The sequence below is a fragment of the Pseudomonas sp. NPDC078700 genome (assembly GCF_044542375.1).
Lineage (GTDB): Bacteria > Pseudomonadota > Gammaproteobacteria > Pseudomonadales > Pseudomonadaceae > Aquipseudomonas.
Map to the genome: position 1 here is coordinate 990,339 of NZ_JBITUI010000002.1, position 14,901 is coordinate 1,005,239.

Annotated in this window: 14 protein-coding genes; 9 read left to right on the forward strand and 5 right to left on the reverse strand. The window is 53.3% G+C overall.

The annotated features are described in order from the left end of the window. Window positions 1-442: 442 nt before the first annotated feature. The 3 genes from ACIGCM_RS10320 to ACIGCM_RS10330 form a co-directional block, all read right to left on the reverse strand. A complete protein-coding gene (locus ACIGCM_RS10320; RefSeq protein WP_397501946.1) occupies window positions 443-1,243 on the reverse strand; it encodes a Crp/Fnr family transcriptional regulator in 801 nt (266 codons plus the stop codon). A gap of 105 nt (window positions 1,244-1,348) precedes the next feature. Next, a complete protein-coding gene (locus ACIGCM_RS10325) occupies window positions 1,349-1,621 on the reverse strand; it encodes a TfoX/Sxy family protein (protein WP_397501947.1) in 273 nt (90 codons plus the stop codon). Between the two features lie 269 nt (window positions 1,622-1,890). After that, window positions 1,891-3,453 carry a bifunctional aminoglycoside phosphotransferase/ATP-binding protein gene (locus tag ACIGCM_RS10330; protein ID WP_397501948.1) on the reverse strand — a complete coding sequence of 521 codons (1,563 nt, stop codon included), beginning with the start codon at window positions 3,451-3,453 and terminating at the stop codon, window positions 1,891-1,893. Window positions 3,454-3,571: 118 nt separating this feature from the next. On the opposite strand from ACIGCM_RS10330, the gene mrcB reads away from it, so the two are divergent. From mrcB to ACIGCM_RS10345, 3 genes are read left to right on the forward strand one after another with little or no spacing between them, the layout of a single operon-like run. Beyond that, window positions 3,572-5,890 carry a penicillin-binding protein 1B gene (gene mrcB / locus ACIGCM_RS10335; protein WP_397501949.1) on the forward strand — a complete coding sequence of 773 codons (2,319 nt, stop codon included), beginning with the start codon at window positions 3,572-3,574 and terminating at the stop codon, window positions 5,888-5,890. 16 nt (window positions 5,891-5,906) lie between these two features. Beyond that, window positions 5,907-6,623 (forward strand): tetratricopeptide repeat protein, encoded by a 717-nt coding sequence (locus ACIGCM_RS10340; RefSeq protein WP_397501950.1) that lies wholly within the window; start codon window positions 5,907-5,909, stop codon window positions 6,621-6,623. Beyond that, window positions 6,623-6,952: a YqcC family protein gene (locus ACIGCM_RS10345; RefSeq protein ID WP_397501951.1), complete on the forward strand. Its 330-nt coding sequence runs from the start codon at window positions 6,623-6,625 to the stop codon at window positions 6,950-6,952. The genes ACIGCM_RS10340 and ACIGCM_RS10345 overlap by 1 nt, the downstream gene beginning before the upstream one ends. A 39-nt stretch (window positions 6,953-6,991) precedes the next feature. On the opposite strand, the gene ACIGCM_RS10350 is transcribed toward ACIGCM_RS10345, so the two are convergent. Then, complete coding sequence (locus ACIGCM_RS10350) at window positions 6,992-7,432, reverse strand: DUF4124 domain-containing protein (RefSeq protein ID WP_397501952.1); 441 nt, start codon at window positions 7,430-7,432, stop codon at window positions 6,992-6,994. A 408-nt stretch (window positions 7,433-7,840) separates the two neighbouring features. Here ACIGCM_RS10350 and ACIGCM_RS10355 point away from each other — a divergent pair, with 408 nt between their 5' ends. Beyond that, window positions 7,841-9,565 carry an acetolactate synthase 3 large subunit gene (locus tag ACIGCM_RS10355; RefSeq protein ID WP_397501953.1) on the forward strand — a complete coding sequence of 575 codons (1,725 nt, stop codon included), beginning with the start codon at window positions 7,841-7,843 and terminating at the stop codon, window positions 9,563-9,565. A 2-nt stretch (window positions 9,566-9,567) separates the two neighbouring features. Further along, entirely contained in the window at window positions 9,568-10,059 is a 492-nt protein-coding gene (gene ilvN / locus ACIGCM_RS10360) for an acetolactate synthase small subunit (RefSeq protein WP_087515851.1), read from the forward strand. A gap of 53 nt (window positions 10,060-10,112) precedes the next feature. Here ilvN and ilvY read toward each other — a convergent pair whose 3' ends face one another. Further along, a complete protein-coding gene (gene ilvY, locus ACIGCM_RS10365; RefSeq protein WP_397501954.1) occupies window positions 10,113-10,994 on the reverse strand; it encodes an HTH-type transcriptional activator IlvY in 882 nt (293 codons plus the stop codon). Window positions 10,995-11,119: 125 nt separating this feature from the next. Here ilvY and ilvC point away from each other — a divergent pair, with 125 nt between their 5' ends. The 4 genes from ilvC (at window position 11,120) to msrQ (ending at window position 14,807) form a co-directional block, all read left to right on the forward strand. Continuing rightward, window positions 11,120-12,136: a ketol-acid reductoisomerase gene (gene ilvC, locus ACIGCM_RS10370; protein WP_397501955.1), complete on the forward strand. Its 1,017-nt coding sequence runs from the start codon at window positions 11,120-11,122 to the stop codon at window positions 12,134-12,136. A gap of 155 nt (window positions 12,137-12,291) precedes the next feature. Beyond that, window positions 12,292-13,107, forward strand: coding sequence for a CDP-diacylglycerol--serine O-phosphatidyltransferase (gene pssA, locus ACIGCM_RS10375; protein ID WP_397501956.1), 816 nt, complete (start codon window positions 12,292-12,294; stop codon window positions 13,105-13,107). Between the two features lie 63 nt (window positions 13,108-13,170). Further along, the gene (msrP, locus tag ACIGCM_RS10380) at window positions 13,171-14,184 is read left to right on the forward strand and encodes a protein-methionine-sulfoxide reductase catalytic subunit MsrP (protein ID WP_397501957.1); all 1,014 of its coding nucleotides are present in this window, start codon (window positions 13,171-13,173) and stop codon (window positions 14,182-14,184) included. Beyond that, window positions 14,184-14,807 (forward strand): protein-methionine-sulfoxide reductase heme-binding subunit MsrQ, encoded by a 624-nt coding sequence (gene msrQ / locus ACIGCM_RS10385; protein ID WP_397501958.1) that lies wholly within the window; start codon window positions 14,184-14,186, stop codon window positions 14,805-14,807. Before msrP ends, msrQ begins: the two co-directional genes overlap by 1 nt. Window positions 14,808-14,901: the final 94 nt, after the last annotated feature.

The window sequence follows — 14,901 nt, forward strand, 5'->3', positions numbered from 1 at the left end:
TATCATGTCAACTGTCTGGTTAAATTAATTTTCAATGCCTTTTCGCAGGCAAAAAAAGACCCGGCAAAAGTGCCGGGTCAATAACCGTGATTAGCCTGATGAGGAGATAAACTGGAGAGGCCGACTGAAGGTCTCTGAAGAATATCGGCTGATCTCGCGACCAGTTGAGTTAATAGTAACAATTCTCATTATCATGTCAACAGCCTTTTATGCGTTTTTTTCCGTTGGCTGCTTTGGCGTGTTGCAGATGCAAAAAAACCGGCACTTCAGCGTGTGTGAAAACGTCACGAGCGAAGGCAATATCAGGCCTAAACGGGCGAAAAGGCACCAGGGTCGCGTTCGACTTTAGGTGCTCTGAATGAGCATTTTTCGCCTGTTTATAACGCTGTATTGTCGAGCGCAGTGGTTTTCACAGGGTCTGACTTGGCCGTTGTCCTTATTGCTACTTCGCTTCGTTGCTTAAGCGCAGTTGAGTCACTTCTTTATTAAGCAGGTCAATGCGCCGGGCCATGTTCTCGATGAGGCTATGGGCAATACGCGGATTGCTCTGCATCAGGCTGAGGAACTGGTCTTTAGGAATAAGCATCACTGTGCAAGCTTCAGAGGCTATAACCGTGGCGCTTCTTGGTTCGTGGGTGAAGACAGCCATGGCACCAAATATTTCATCTTTCTGTACATCGCCGACCTTATGCCCATCCACAAATGCTTCAGCGTGGCCTTCGATGATCACGAATACGTGTTCAGCCTCGTCGCCCTGATGGATCAGCTCTTCGCCTGCGGCAAAATGTTGAAAGCCAGTTGAGGGGCGGATGTCAGGTTGCTTCAAGCGCACCAGGGCATCCGACAACAGGGCGGTATGGCCAATCAGGTATTGAATCAGCAGTTCCTGGCGGCGCGGGTCAGCATAGATGTGATTGAAGGCTTCGCTACGTGAGTAGGGAATCAGGCTCAGTGGTTCATCGCAGCTGTAGCGGCAGCTTGGAAGCTCAAGCCCTTGGCGCAAGCCCAGTAGGTCGCCTTCTTGTAAATAGAACAGCGGACGCTCGTCGACCAAGGCGTGAAGTAAGCCATTGTCGATAATGAATAGATTATTGTCGGGCAGGCACGCACTTAGATCATCATTTTGATCGACATGAATGATTTCACCTGAGGGTGCCAGGCCTTCCAGTAGCTGACCGGGGATACTCTGCAGTCGGTTAATCAGCTGGTCGGCGTAAGCGGGTTGCTCCCCGAGTAGATACATAATGTGATTCCTTGAACTGGCTTGGCAGGCATAAACGCACGAACATCCCTCCGACAATATGCTGGGCCGCCGTTTTGGTAAATCACTCTTGGCAGAGGTTGTGAGCTAGCTCTTATTGCGTGAGTTTCCTGCGTCTAGTTGGCCATTTAATTCGGCCTTGTGGGCTTCTGGCAGCTCATTCCAGTGCACGTCGAGCAGTGCGCCCTCAATCGAGTAAAGCAGCACTTTTGATGCTCTGAAGCCGCGAGCCTTGACTGCACGGTAGGCGCTGACCGCACCTAGTCGGCGCAAGTCATTGGCGCTGTGGATACCCGCCGCATGCAGCCACTGCGCGGATGTTTTCCCCAAGTTTTTCAGGTGTTGCAGCTCGTCGTTCATTGAGCCTCCATGGCACCGCTGATAGGCGATTTTTAACAATCGCTTTTGACTACCTGAACAAAAGTGTAGCGGCACCCTGAGAAAAGTGTGGCGAATTGACATCTTAGGCGTTTCGGCGGGGCAAGAGTGCTATCGACAGCGTGAGATTTAAGGCTTGGAGGCGTGGAGGTCAAACCGTTGGGGAATCTGCTGAGAGACGGTTTTGTGGGTGTTTATCACTGGCTATCGAGGGCCGGGGCAGGTTGCCTGCCCCGGACGCATGCGTGTAGTTACAGGCCAGGCAGTCGCTGACGGATCCGGGCAACCAAGCTGTCGAGACTTGCGCTGTCATTGGTTTCAATGCATTGCTCGTTGACTCGCTCGGTGCTTGTCAGGGGTTCGCGGTTCGCCAGTTGTGCTTCGATGACTTGCATCGTCGCATCGGAAGGGTCCTGAGCTTCCTGCTGGCGCTGCTTGAGCCAGCCGGCAATCACCTCTGTTGGCGCGTTGCAGCTTAGAATCAAAAACGGCACGCCGGTTTCTTCGGCAATCTGCATTGCCGCTTGGCGTTGCTCGTGTTTGAGGTAAGTTGCATCAATGACTACCGGGAAGCCTGCATGCAGCGCGGCATCAGCAATTTCATGCAGCCGTTGGTAAGTCGCTGTGCTGGAGTCCTGATCGTATATTCCTTGTTTTTGCTGGCCTTTGTTGGCTTCGGTTTGTTCGCCAAATAGGCGTTTACGCTCGACATCTGAACGTAGGCGGATCGCCCCAAGCGCTTCAACCATGCGCATTGCAACCTGGCTTTTGCCAACTGCTGAGACGCCATGGGTGATGGCCAGGAAGCGTGAAGGAATTGAGCTATAGCTTTCAGCCAGTGCTGCGTACTTGCGGTATTGGCGCAGAATGACCTTACGCTGCACTGCGCTTTCTTCTTGGCCCAGGCGGAACAGGCTGACCTTGCCGCGAACCATTGCGCGGTAGGCCTTGTAGAAGTTCAGCAGTTTAAGTGATGCATAGTCGCCAGTGTACTCTAACCAATTGCTGACAAAACGTCGGGCCAGGCATTTTAGGCCCCGGTCTTCAAGGTCCATGACCAGAAAACCAACATCTGCAGTCACATCCGTCATGCGGAACGGTTCGTTGAACTCAATGCAGTCAAATAACGTGACTTTGCCGTCCAGCAGGGTGATGTTGCCGAGGTGAATATCACCATGGCATTCACGAATAAAACCCTCTGCCTTGCGCTTTTCCAGCAGTGGCTTGAGTCGCTCAAAGCTGGTTTCAGCCCACGCTTCGAGTGCGTCGAGTTGCTCCAAGTCCGCTTTTTCTGAAAGCATTGCGCGGGCTTGCTCGAAGTTCTGTAAAACCGGAGCCATGACGGCTTCTGGTGTTCCCAGTTCGTGGGCTTGTGGTACGTGCGGGGCACTTATGTGAAATTGAGCAATTTGCTTGGCCAGAGCGTCGATATGCGCTTCGCTGAGTTCGCCGCGAGCTTGTACTTCGCTGAGTAACTGGTCTTGCGGGAATTGGCGCATTTTCAGCGCGTATTCAATAACTGGGCCGTCTCCAGACAGGTTTGGCGCCTCGACACTGCCGCTAATGGGGACAACTTCGAGGTAAAGGCCTTCGGCCAATCGCTGGTTGAGCCGCAACTCTTCGCCGCAAAAGTGTTCACGGGCACTCAGTTCAGTGAAGTCGAGAAAGCCAAAGTTAACCGGCTTCTTGAGCTTGTAGGCGTATTCGCCTGTGAGCAATACCCACGAAATGTGGGTCTCAATCACTTGGAAACTGTCGACCGGGTGCGGGTACAAGGCCGGGTTCTGCAGGGCTTCAATCAGGGCTTGGCTCACGGAGGGTCCTTGGTTTTAAACGGTATAAAGTGGCGCTCATTATGGCCTCTGAATGTCAGTCTGCAAACTGGCGGGCGGCTCCTGCTTGTGACAGACAAAATGCGTATAATGCCGCGCCATGACTCGACCTAAATCTTCCCGTTCCCGTTCTAAACGTCGCTCACGCGGCACGCGTCCTTGGCTTGGCTGGGCTGTAAAGCTTGGTTTAGTTGGCTTAGTGGTGTTTGCAGGCTTTGCGGTTTACCTCGATGCAGTCGTCCAAGAGAAGTTCTCTGGCAAGCGCTGGACTGTACCCGCCAAGGTTTATGCCAGACCTTTGGAGCTGTTTGTCGGTGAAAAGCTGGCCAAGAGCGACTTCCTTAAAGAGTTGGATGCCCTGGGCTATCGCCGTGAAAGTGCGGTTGCCGGGCCGGGTGGGGTTTCGGTCGCGGGTAACAATATTGAGTTGTATTCACGCGGCTTTCAGTTTTATGAGGGGGCCGAGCCTGCACAACATGTGCGTGTGCGATTCTCAGGCGATTATGTTGCGGGTCTGACCAAAACCAACGGTGGCAAGTTAGCGGTTGCGCGTTTGGAGCCGATGCTGATTGGTGGCCTTTACCCTGCACAGCGTGAGGACCGGGTGCTGATCAAACTCGATCAAGTCCCGCCTTATCTGGTGGAAACCCTGGTGGCCGTGGAGGACCGTGAGTTTTTTAATCACCACGGTGTTTCGCCTAAGTCGATTGCTCGGGCTATTTGGGTCAATGCTTCGTCCGGCCAGTTACGTCAGGGCGGCAGTACCTTGACTCAGCAGTTGGTGAAAAACTTCTACCTGACCAACGAACGCAGCCTCTCACGTAAAGCCACAGAAGCAATGATGGCCGTGCTGCTGGAGCTACACTACGACAAGAAAGACATCCTTGAGGCGTACCTCAATGAAGTGTTCCTCGGTCAGGATGGCAATCGTTCGGTGCACGGCTTTGGTTTGGCTAGCCAGTACTTCTTTAGCCAACCCTTGTCCGAGTTGCATCTGGAACAAGTCGCATTGCTGGTCGGTATGGTTAAAGGGCCGAGCTATTACAACCCACGCCGTCATCCTGAGCGCGCTAAAACCCGTCGCGATATGATTCTTGATCTGCTCGCAACTCAGGGCGTGGTTACGCCTGAGCAAGCGGCGGCTGCCAAGGCGCGACCATTGGGTGTAACCACCCGCGGCAACATGTCTAATGGTTCGTTTCCCGCGTTCCTCGATCTGGTCAAACGCCAACTACGACAAGATTACCGTGACGAAGATTTGACTGAAGAAGGGCTGCGTATCTTCACCAGTTTTGATCCGATCATGCAGCTTAAGGCTGAGGATGCACTCAGCGGCACCCTTAAACGTCTGTCGGGCCGTAAAGGTGTCGATAAGGTCGAGGCGGGAATGGTCGTCACCAATCCGGAAACGGGTGAGGTGCAAGCTTTACTGGGCGGTCGTCAGCGTAACTTTGCCGGTTTCAACCGGGCTATTGATGCTGTGCGCCCAATCGGATCCTTGGTTAAGCCGGCGGTTTACTTGACGGCACTGGAACGACCAAGCCAGTACACCTTGACCAGCTTTATTAAAGATGAGGCGTTTTCGGTTAAGGGCCAGGATGGCCAGGTGTGGCGTCCGCAGAATTATGATCGCAAGTCCCACGGGACAATCTTCCTGTATCAAGGCTTGGCCCATTCGTACAACTTGTCGACTTCCAAGTTAGGTTTGGAACTGGGCGTACCTAACGTGCTCAAAACACTAGCGCGGCTCGGTGTTGAGCGTGAGTGGCCTGCGTACCCGTCAATGCTGTTGGGTGCGGGCTCGTTGAGCCCGATGGACGTCGCGGGTATGTATCAGACTATTGCCAATGGCGGTTTTAATACGCCTTTACGTGGTATTCGTAGTGTGCTGACGGCTGAAGGTGAACCGCTCAAGCGCTACCCATTCCAGATTCAGCAGCGTTTTGATGCCGGCTCGATTTACCTGCTACAAAACGCGATGCAGCGTGTGATGCGTGAAGGCACTGGCCGCTCGGTCTATAACCAGTTACCGCGCTCGTTGAACCTGGCGGGTAAGACCGGTACCAGTAACGACTCGCGCGACAGCTGGTTTGCTGGTTTCAGCCAGGATGTTCTGGCTGTCGTGTGGTTGGGTCGTGATGATAACGGCCCAACACCGCTTACCGGCGCGACAGGTGCATTGCAAGTGTGGACAAGCTTTATGGCTAAAGCCGACCCGTTGCCATTGGATATGCCACAGCCTGATAACGTTGTGCAGGCTTGGGTTGATGCAAAGACCGGTCAAGGCTCTGATTCCAGCTGCCCGGGTGCCGTGCAGATGCCGTATATTCGAGGTAGTGAGCCGGCACCTGGCTCAGGATGTGGTATTCAGGCACCGGTTGACTCGGTTATGGACTGGGTTCGTGGCTGGATGAATTAAGGGAAGAGGGCGTAACGTGATTAAGTGGTTAATTCCAGCAATAACAGCTTCTGCAGTATTGGCCGGTTGCTCAAGCGTGCCAAATGGCTCGATTCCGGTCGTTGACTCCGGTGCGCCAGCCTCTGCCAATCGTATGGATCGCGTGGGTGGCGGTTCTGCACCGACCTATACGCCACAAGCGCAGCCGCAAGACTCTGGTGTTGTGGTCATGATCCCGGGTACCCCGGGCGGCTCTGGTAGCCAGCCGTTGAGTACCTCGCCAATTACCACAGGTCCAATCACTACGGGCCCGGTTACCAACGATTCGGCACCGACTAATCCCTACTCACAGCCAAGCGCACCTCAAGCGCCTGCCAGTAATAGTGGAAGCGCGCCTAGTTCGTCGGGTGGCTTATCGGCAGACGAGCAACTTGATGGTCCGGTGCTCGCGCTGCTGACAACTGCACAGCAGCAACAAGGTGACGGTGATCTAGACGGTGCGGCTTCAAGCCTTGAGCGTGCTCAACGTATCGCCCCTCGTGAACCGCAAGTGCTTTACCGTCTGGCCGAGGTTCGACTGGCTCAGGGGGATGCGGCGCAAGCTGAACAGTTTGCCCGCCGTGGTCTGAGCTATGCGAATGGGCGGCCACAACTGCAAGCCAGCCTGTGGGATTTGGTTGCACAGTCCCGTGAAAAGCAGGGTGACGCGGCAGGTGCTGCCCAAGCCCGCGAGCGCGCTAAGGCCACGCTGTAATGGATGCGCGAACACCTGAAATTGCTGAGCAATTGCTGTTGATTGAGTGCGAATTACGTGCGCAGGGTTGGTGGGCAGAGCACCCACCAAGCGATGAGGCCATGGCCAGTCGTGAGCCTTTTTGCGTTGACAGCATGCCATTTGAGCAATGGCTGCAGTGGATCTTTTTGCCGCGCATGAAGGTGATACTTGAGCAGGGCGCACCCCTGCCAAGCGTTTCCGGGATTCAGCCGATGGCGGAGCAGGTCTATGGTGTGGGTAATGCTCAAACGCGCATGCTGATCAAGTTGCTCGGCGAATTTGACGACATACTGACTGGCGCGAACTAAGTCGCGCAGCAGCTTAGGCTCAGATAGAAACTGCCAGTCTTACTGGCAGTTCTCGCTAATGGCTTTCTTCGTTTCAGCAATGCGTTTTTGCCGTTCTTCTTCGGTGATCCGCCGCACTTCCCCGTCGACCTCAACCCGAACACGTGGGTTGTTCTCTATTTGCGCAAGGCTGGTTCTGACATCCGTGCAGTACTGTTTGCGTTCGGCTTCTTTGGCCGCCACTTCCTGCTTTACCTTCTTGTCGATCTCAGCCTGTTCTGGGTCGGCTACATCGTCAAAGGTGGGTGCGGGGTCTTCTACCGCAGGTTTGCCAGAGGGCGTTGGCGCTGCCGTATTGATTTCAGTGCTTTGCTGGCCTTGTGGGGGCTGTGCGCCAAAGTGGGTCACCCCTTGTGCGTCAACCCACTTATACACCTGACTTGCCATCGCTGTAGAGCTGAGAGCGAGTAACAGACTGGTGGTGAGAATCATACGGCGCATGCTGTTTCCTTAGTAAAGTACTGCGATACCTAAGACTACTATAACCAATAGCGCGAGAGCGCCATCCTGCACTAGGTTACAGCAGAAGATTGTCGATTCATGCACAGATTGCTTGACTTAAAGGCGCTCAGTCACAACAATCCCACGTTCGCTGTAGTGGAGTCGGCCGCAAGCAGGCTTTAGCTCAGTAGAGATGAGGTGCACACCCGCGCCGACCTTGCAACACCCGCAACGCGTTACCTCGCGCTGGGTGGGAAGTCCCCGCAACACTTTGGGGCGTTCCCAATACTTGCTCAGTAGTAGCTGACGTAGTCGGCGACCACCGTCGCTCATGCTCTGCTTGGCAGTAAAACCTATTTTAGACCGTCCTCTTTATGGGCGGTTTCTGGCGTTTTAGAGGTGATCAACGTGGAGCTTTTATCCGGCGCTGAAATGGTCGTTCGCTTTTTGCGTGACGAAGGCGTTAAGAATATTTATGGGTACCCAGGTGGTGCCTTACTGCATATCTATGATGCGCTGTTCAAAGAACCAGAGGTGAACCACATTCTGGTTCGCCATGAACAAGCCGCAACACATATGGCCGATGGCTACGCGCGGGCGACTGGTAAGGCAGGCGTGGTGCTGGTGACCTCGGGTCCTGGTGCAACCAACGCAATTACCGGCATTGCCACTGCCTACATGGACTCCATTCCCATGGTGGTTCTGTCGGGTCAGGTGCCGAGCAGCATGGTCGGCACTGATGCCTTCCAGGAAACCGACATGATCGGTATCTCGCGTCCTATCGTGAAGCACAGCTTTATGATCAAGCACGCCTCTGAAATTCCTGAAGTGTTGAAGAAAGCCTTTTATCTGGCTGAGTCCGGTCGTCCGGGTCCAGTGGTTGTCGATATCCCGAAAGACATGACCAACCCTGCGGAGAAGTTCGAGTACGTCTTTCCGAAGAAGGTCAAGTTGCGCTCTTACAGCCCGGCTTTGCGTGGCCACTCTGGTCAGATTCGCAAGGCGGCTGAAGTGCTGCTTGCAGCCAAGCGCCCGGTCATTTACTCCGGTGGTGGGGTCATCTTGGGTCACGCCGCTGAGCCGCTGACCGAGCTGGCGCAGATGCTCAATATCCCGGTGACCAATACGCTGATGGGCTTGGGCGGCTACCCAGGCACTGATCGTCAGTTCCTCGGCATGCTTGGCATGCACGGTAGCTACACCGCCAACTTGGCGATGCACCACGCGGATGTGATCTTCGCTGTTGGCGCACGCTTTGATGACCGTGTAATTAACGGTCCGGCGAAGTTCTGCCCGAATGCAAAAATTATCCACATCGACATCGACCCGGCGTCGATCTCAAAAACCATCAAAGCCGATGTGCCTATTGTTGGACCGGTTGAGAGCGTGTTGAGCGAGATGGTTGCGATCCTCAAGGAAATTGGCGAGAAGCCAAACAAAGAGGCGCTATCCAGCTGGTGGAAGCAGATTGAAGAGTGGCGCGGTGATCGCGGCATGTTCCCTTATGACAAGGGCGACGGCAGCATCATCAAACCGCAGACTGTGATCGAAACCTTGTGCGAAGTGACTGAGGGGAACGCCTACGTCACCTCCGACGTGGGTCAGCACCAGATGTTTGCTGCGCAGTATTACCGCTTCAACAAGCCTAATCGTTGGATCAACTCCGGCGGTCTGGGCACCATGGGCTTTGGTTTTCCTGCTGCAATGGGCGTTAAATTAAGCTTCCCGGATGACGACGTTGCCTGTGTCACGGGTGAAGGCAGTATCCAGATGAACATTCAGGAACTGTCGACCTGCCTGCAGTACGATTTGCCGGTGAAAATCATCAACTTGAACAATGGTGCGCTGGGTATGGTGCGCCAATGGCAGGACATGAACTACAACAGCCGTCACTCGCACTCTTATATGGAGTCGTTGCCGGACTTCGTTAAGTTGGTCGAGGCCTATGGCCATGTTGGCATGCGCATCACTGACCTTAAAGACCTGAAACCTATGATGGAAAAAGCCTTTGCGATGAAAGATCGCTTGGTATTCCTCGATATTCAGGTTGATACCAGTGAGCACGTCTATCCGATGCATATCAAAGACGGTGCAATGCGCGACATGTGGCTGAGCAAGACGGAGCGGACTTAATCATGCGACACATTATTTCCCTGTTGCTGGAAAACGAACCAGGCGCGTTGTCCCGTGTAGTGGGCCTGTTTTCTCAGCGTAACTACAACATCGAAAGCCTGACGGTAGCGCCAACCGAAGACCCGACCTTGTCGCGTCTTACGTTGACCACTGTTGGGCATGACGATGTCATTGAACAAATCACCAAAAACCTCAATAAGCTGGTTGAGGTCGTTAAACTGGTTGATTTGTCCGAGAGCTCGCACATTGAGCGGGAGTTGATGCTGGTTAAGGTCAAGGCCACCGGCGCACAGCGCGCCGAGGTCAAGCGCACAACGGATATCTTCCGTGGCCAGATCGTCGATGTAACCACCAGCGTTTACACCATTCAGTTGACCGGCACGAGCGATAAGCTGGATAGCTTTATTCAGGCAGTCGGCACAGCCTCAATCCTTGAAACTGTGCGCAGTGGTGTCACTGGCATAGCCCGTGGCGACAAGGTACTGAGTATCTGATTGCGTTGTATTTAAAAAAACCCGCATTTTTTGCGGGTTTTTTTTGCCTTTGATTAGCGCTGCCGATTCCAGAACGCATTAATGAGCGGCGCTTTGAGATGTTTTTCCAGCGCGAACAGGCCGATGTCATATGCAGTCAGTGGTGGTTGGATATCGTAGGTGCGGATTCGCGCTGTCAGTGGGCTGTTGTCGAGTACGATTTGTGGCACTACACCAATGCCGAAGCCCAGGCTGACCATGCTGACGATGGCTTCATTACCGCTAACTTGAGCATAAATCCGCGGTTTGATGTTGTGGCTTTTTAGCCAACGATCTGTGCGCGTGCGCGCCAGGCTCTCTTCAGAAAGAATCATCGGCACATCGCGCCAACTAGCAGCGCTGGGTTGCTTAACTTGCTCATCGGTCAATAGCTGGGGTGACTGTGGGCCGATAAAGCAGAGCGCCGAGCGGGCAATCGGTTGAAATGCAACGCCGGTTGGCAAGCTGTCGGGGCGGGCGCCGATGGCCAGGTCTTCTAGACCTTCTTGAATTCGCTCCACAGCTTTTGCTGCATCACCGGTGTGTAGCTTCATTTCAATACGAGGGTAGTCTTGGCGAAAGCTGCTGAGAATATCGTAGAGAAAGCTGTAACTGGCCGTCACCGAACAATAGAGCGAAAGCTCCCCGTGCAGGATCGCTTGATCTTGCTTAAAGGTCTGGCGCATGGTTTGCCAGCCGCTTATGACATTCTTGGCGTATTCGCGAAACTGCTGCCCTTCACGGGTCAGGCGAACAGAGCGGTTATCGCGCAAAAACAATTGCGCGCCGAGTTCATCCTCCAATTGTTTGATGCTACGGCTGAGTGCCGACGGGCTGACGTGCTGCTCACGGCTGGTTTTGCCGAAGTGCAGGTTGTCGGCTAAAGACAGAAAAAGGATAAGGGCGTGGCTGTCCATGGTTATTTCATATATCGGCATGTTGTGTTGCAAATATATCATTTTACGCAATGGGTTGGATCACTTAAAGTGTCTCGGTCGCGGTGCTTGCACCCACTCATTTCTCGATTAAAAGAGCCAAGAACATGAAAGTTTTTTACGACAAAGATTGTGACCTTTCCATCATCCAGGGCAAAAAAGTTGCCGTTATCGGTTACGGTTCGCAAGGCCACGCTCAAGCGTGCAACCTGAAAGACTCGGGTGTTGATGTCACTGTTGGCCTGCGTAAGGGTTCTGCAACTGTCGCCAAGGCTGAAGCCCACGGCTTGAAAGTTGCTGATGTTGCTACCGCTGTTGCCGCTGCTGATCTGGTTATGATCCTGACTCCAGACGAGTTTCAGTCGCAGCTGTACAAGAATGAAATCGAACCGAACATCAAGCAGGGCGCTACCCTGGCTTTCTCCCACGGTTTCGCGATTCACTACAACCAAGTTGTTCCGCGCAGCGACCTTGACGTGATCATGATCGCGCCAAAAGCACCGGGCCACACTGTACGTTCCGAGTTCGTAAAGGGCGGCGGTATTCCTGACCTGATCGCAATCTACCAAGATGCTTCGGGCAACGCTAAAAACGTAGCATTGTCTTACGCTTCGGGCGTGGGCGGCGGCCGTACCGGTATCATCGAAACCACCTTTAAAGACGAAACTGAAACCGACCTGTTCGGCGAGCAAGCTGTTCTGTGTGGCGGTTGCGTTGAGCTCGTTAAGGCAGGCTTCGAAACCTTGGTTGAAGCAGGCTACGCTCCAGAAATGGCTTACTTCGAGTGCTTGCACGAGCTGAAGCTGATCGTTGACCTCATGTACGAAGGCGGTATCGCCAACATGAACTACTCGATCTCGAACAACGCTGAATACGGTGAGTACGTTACCGGTCCAGAGGTTATCAACGCTGAATCTCGTCAAGCTATGCGTAACGCTCTGAAGCGCATCCAAGATGGCGAATACGCTAAAATGTTCATCCAGGAAGGCGCTGCTAACTATCCTTCGATGACTGCTTACCGTCGCAACAACGCTGCCCATGGCATTGAAGTTGTTGGCGAGCAGCTGCGTTCGATGATGCCGTGGATTTCTGCGAACAAGATCGTCGACAAAGCTAAAAACTAAGTCTCACCGACTTATATAAAAACGCGGCTATTAGCCGCGTTTTTTTATGCTGTCAGTATCCTTCTGGTATAAAGCGCGTAATGATTAGGCTTATATAATGTGCTTAGCGCTGTACCATAGGCGCTGAATTTTCAATCCCGTTGCAAGGTATACCCATGAGCGAACGCCCAGAAGAGCCTAATTCGGCTCCCGACGCAGAAAGTCTTTTGCCGGTCGATGAACATGAAGAAGAAGGCCATGACGACGAAGGGCGCAAGGTCCGTCATCGTGGCGTGTACTTGCTGCCGAACCTGTTCACCACAGCAAATCTGTTCGCCGGTTTCTACGCAATCATCAATGCCATGAACGGCAATTACTATGTGGCGGCCGCGGCAGTATTCGTTGCCATGGTGCTGGACGGTCTTGATGGGCGTGTTGCACGCATGACCAATACTCAAAGTGCATTCGGCGCTGAGTATGATTCGTTGTCCGATATGGTCGCATTTGGTGTCGCTCCTGCGTTGCTGGCATTCGAGTGGGCGTTGGGCAGCTTGGGTAAGGTCGGCTGGATGGTCGCCTTCATCTATGTGGCAGGCGCTGCGCTGCGTTTGGCGCGCTTCAATACCCAGATTGGCAGCACCGACAAACGCTACTTTATCGGCTTGGCCAGTCCTGCTGCTGCAGGTGTGGTGGCGGGTACTGTGTGGGCATTTAGCGATTTTGGCATTCAGGGCTCGAAGATGGCCTTTGTGGTTGCGATCTTGGTTGCTGCTGCCGGGATGCTCATGGTCAGCAATATCAAATACCACAGCTTCAAAGACCTTGACCTCAAGGGGAGGGTGCCTTTTGTCGCCATCCTGGCTGTAGTTTTAGGCTTTGCTGTGATCTTCAGTGATCCGCCACGCATTTTGTTGATCATCTTCCTGGCGTATGCGTTTTCAGGGCCAATTCAATATTTGTTGCAGTTGCGTCGCCGTAAAAAAGCTGTCTGATGTAATTTCAAAGAGGCTTCGTGGTCTACTGGTCATTGCTTACCTGTAGCCGCGGAGTTCTCTATGTTGATTAAGGTTCCAGCTGCATCCGCCTGTTCTGAGGCGGATGTAACCCCAGAAGCACTTTACCTTTCCCGTCGTACCTTCCTCGGTGGTTCACTTGCGGGCTTGGCGCTGTCGGCGATGCCCGGCATGTCGTTTGCTCAAGAGGCTTCACGTTATCCTGGTGTTGAGGCCATTGATGGTCCGGCGTGGTTTAAGCAGAAGCTCGCGACAACTCAATGGCAGGCAGTCACCGTTAAAGGTGAGGCCATAACACCTTTCAAGGATGCCACTCATTACAATAACTTCTATGAACTGGGCGCGGACAAAAGCGACCCGGCGGCTAATGCTGCTGCGCTGAAAACTGAACCTTGGTCTGTTGTGATCGATGGTGAAGTAGCCAAGCCAGGACGCTATGCCCTAGAAGACTTCATCAAACCTTACGAACTGGAAGAGCGCATCTATCGTTTGCGTTGCGTTGAAGCGTGGTCGATGGTTATTCCATGGATGGGCTTTCCGCTTTCTGCACTGCTTAAACAGGTTCAGCCGACCAGTAAAGCTAAATACATTCGCTTTGAAACCTTGGTTGATCGCAAGGATTTGCCGGGGCAGCAGTCGAGCTTTGGTTTGATCGACTGGCCATATATTGAAGGCTTGCGCCTCGATGAGGCGATGAATCCTTTGGCGATTCTGGCTGTCGGCATGTATGGCCTGGTACTGCCAAATCAGAATGGTGCGCCGCTGCGTTTGGTCGTGCCTTGGAAGTACGGCTTTAAAAGCATCAAGTCGATAGTACGTATTAGTTTGGTTGAGGAGCAGCCGAAAAGTACCTGGCAGTCGATTGCTGCCGATGAATATGGTTTCTACGCCAACGTTAATCCAAAGGTTGATCACCCCCGCTGGACTCAAGCACGTGAGCGACGCCTGCCAAGTGGCCTGTTTAGCCCTAATGTGCGCGACACCTTGATGTTTAATGGGTATGGCGACGAAGTCGCATCGCTCTACAGCGGTATGGATCTGAAGGTTAACTACTGATGCGCTACCCGCTTTGGCGTTTGATGGTTTTTATCGTGATTGCTGCGGTACCGCTCTACTGGCTATATGAGGCTTGGACTTTCGCGTTGGGCCCTGATCCCGGTAAAACGCTGGTCGATAGGCTCGGCTTAGGGACATTGGTTCTACTGTTTATTACCTTGTCGATGACGCCGCTGCAAAAGGTTACGGGTTGGTCGGGTTGGATTATTACCCGCAGGCAACTTGGTCTTTGGAGTTTTGCCTTTGTAGTGCTGCACCTGAGCGCCTATTGCGTATTTGTCCTTGGGCTTGATTGGGGGCAGTTGGGCGTCGAGTTGCGTAAGCGTCCTTATATAATAGTAGGGGCACTTGGTTTCCTTGGATTGTTAGCATTGGCGGTAACCTCTAACCGCTATAGCCAGCGGCGGCTGGGACGGCGCTGGAAGAAGTTGCACCGCGCGGTTTATGGGATTCTGGCGTTGGGGCTGCTGCACATGCTTTGGATCGTGCGTGCCGATCTCAAGGAGTGGAGTCTCTATGCTCTGATTGGGGCTACTCTGATGCTCTTGCGTGTGCCGGCTATAGCAAGGCTTTTACCGCGTATTCGAACTAAATCAGCTAATCCAGTAATAAATCCGCAATAAACCCTTGACGGCAAATCTGAGGTGCCTATAATGCGCACCTCTTCCGGCGTAGACCTCTCGGAAAACTTCTTAGAAAACAAGAAGTTAGCTTAAA

Bases quoted from the DNA above. Each gene is read 5' to 3' on its own strand.
- ACIGCM_RS10320 (WP_397501946.1), bottom strand. From the start codon at position 1,243: ATGTATCTACTCGGGGAGCAACCCGCTTACGCCGACCAGCTGATTAAC.
- ACIGCM_RS10325 (WP_397501947.1), bottom strand. From the start codon at position 1,621: ATGAACGACGAGCTGCAACACCTGAAAAACTTGGGGAAAACATCCGCG.
- mrcB (WP_397501949.1), top strand. From the start codon at position 3,572: ATGACTCGACCTAAATCTTCCCGTTCCCGTTCTAAACGTCGCTCACGC.
- ACIGCM_RS10345 (WP_397501951.1), top strand. From the start codon at position 6,623: ATGGATGCGCGAACACCTGAAATTGCTGAGCAATTGCTGTTGATTGAG.
- ACIGCM_RS10350 (WP_397501952.1), bottom strand. From the start codon at position 7,432: ATGCGCCGTATGATTCTCACCACCAGTCTGTTACTCGCTCTCAGCTCT.
- ilvN (WP_087515851.1), top strand. From the start codon at position 9,568: ATGCGACACATTATTTCCCTGTTGCTGGAAAACGAACCAGGCGCGTTG.
- ilvY (WP_397501954.1), bottom strand. From the start codon at position 10,994: ATGGACAGCCACGCCCTTATCCTTTTTCTGTCTTTAGCCGACAACCTG.
- ilvC (WP_397501955.1), top strand. From the start codon at position 11,120: ATGAAAGTTTTTTACGACAAAGATTGTGACCTTTCCATCATCCAGGGC.
- pssA (WP_397501956.1), top strand. From the start codon at position 12,292: ATGAGCGAACGCCCAGAAGAGCCTAATTCGGCTCCCGACGCAGAAAGT.
- msrP (WP_397501957.1), top strand. From the start codon at position 13,171: ATGTTGATTAAGGTTCCAGCTGCATCCGCCTGTTCTGAGGCGGATGTA.
- msrQ (WP_397501958.1), top strand. From the start codon at position 14,184: ATGCGCTACCCGCTTTGGCGTTTGATGGTTTTTATCGTGATTGCTGCG.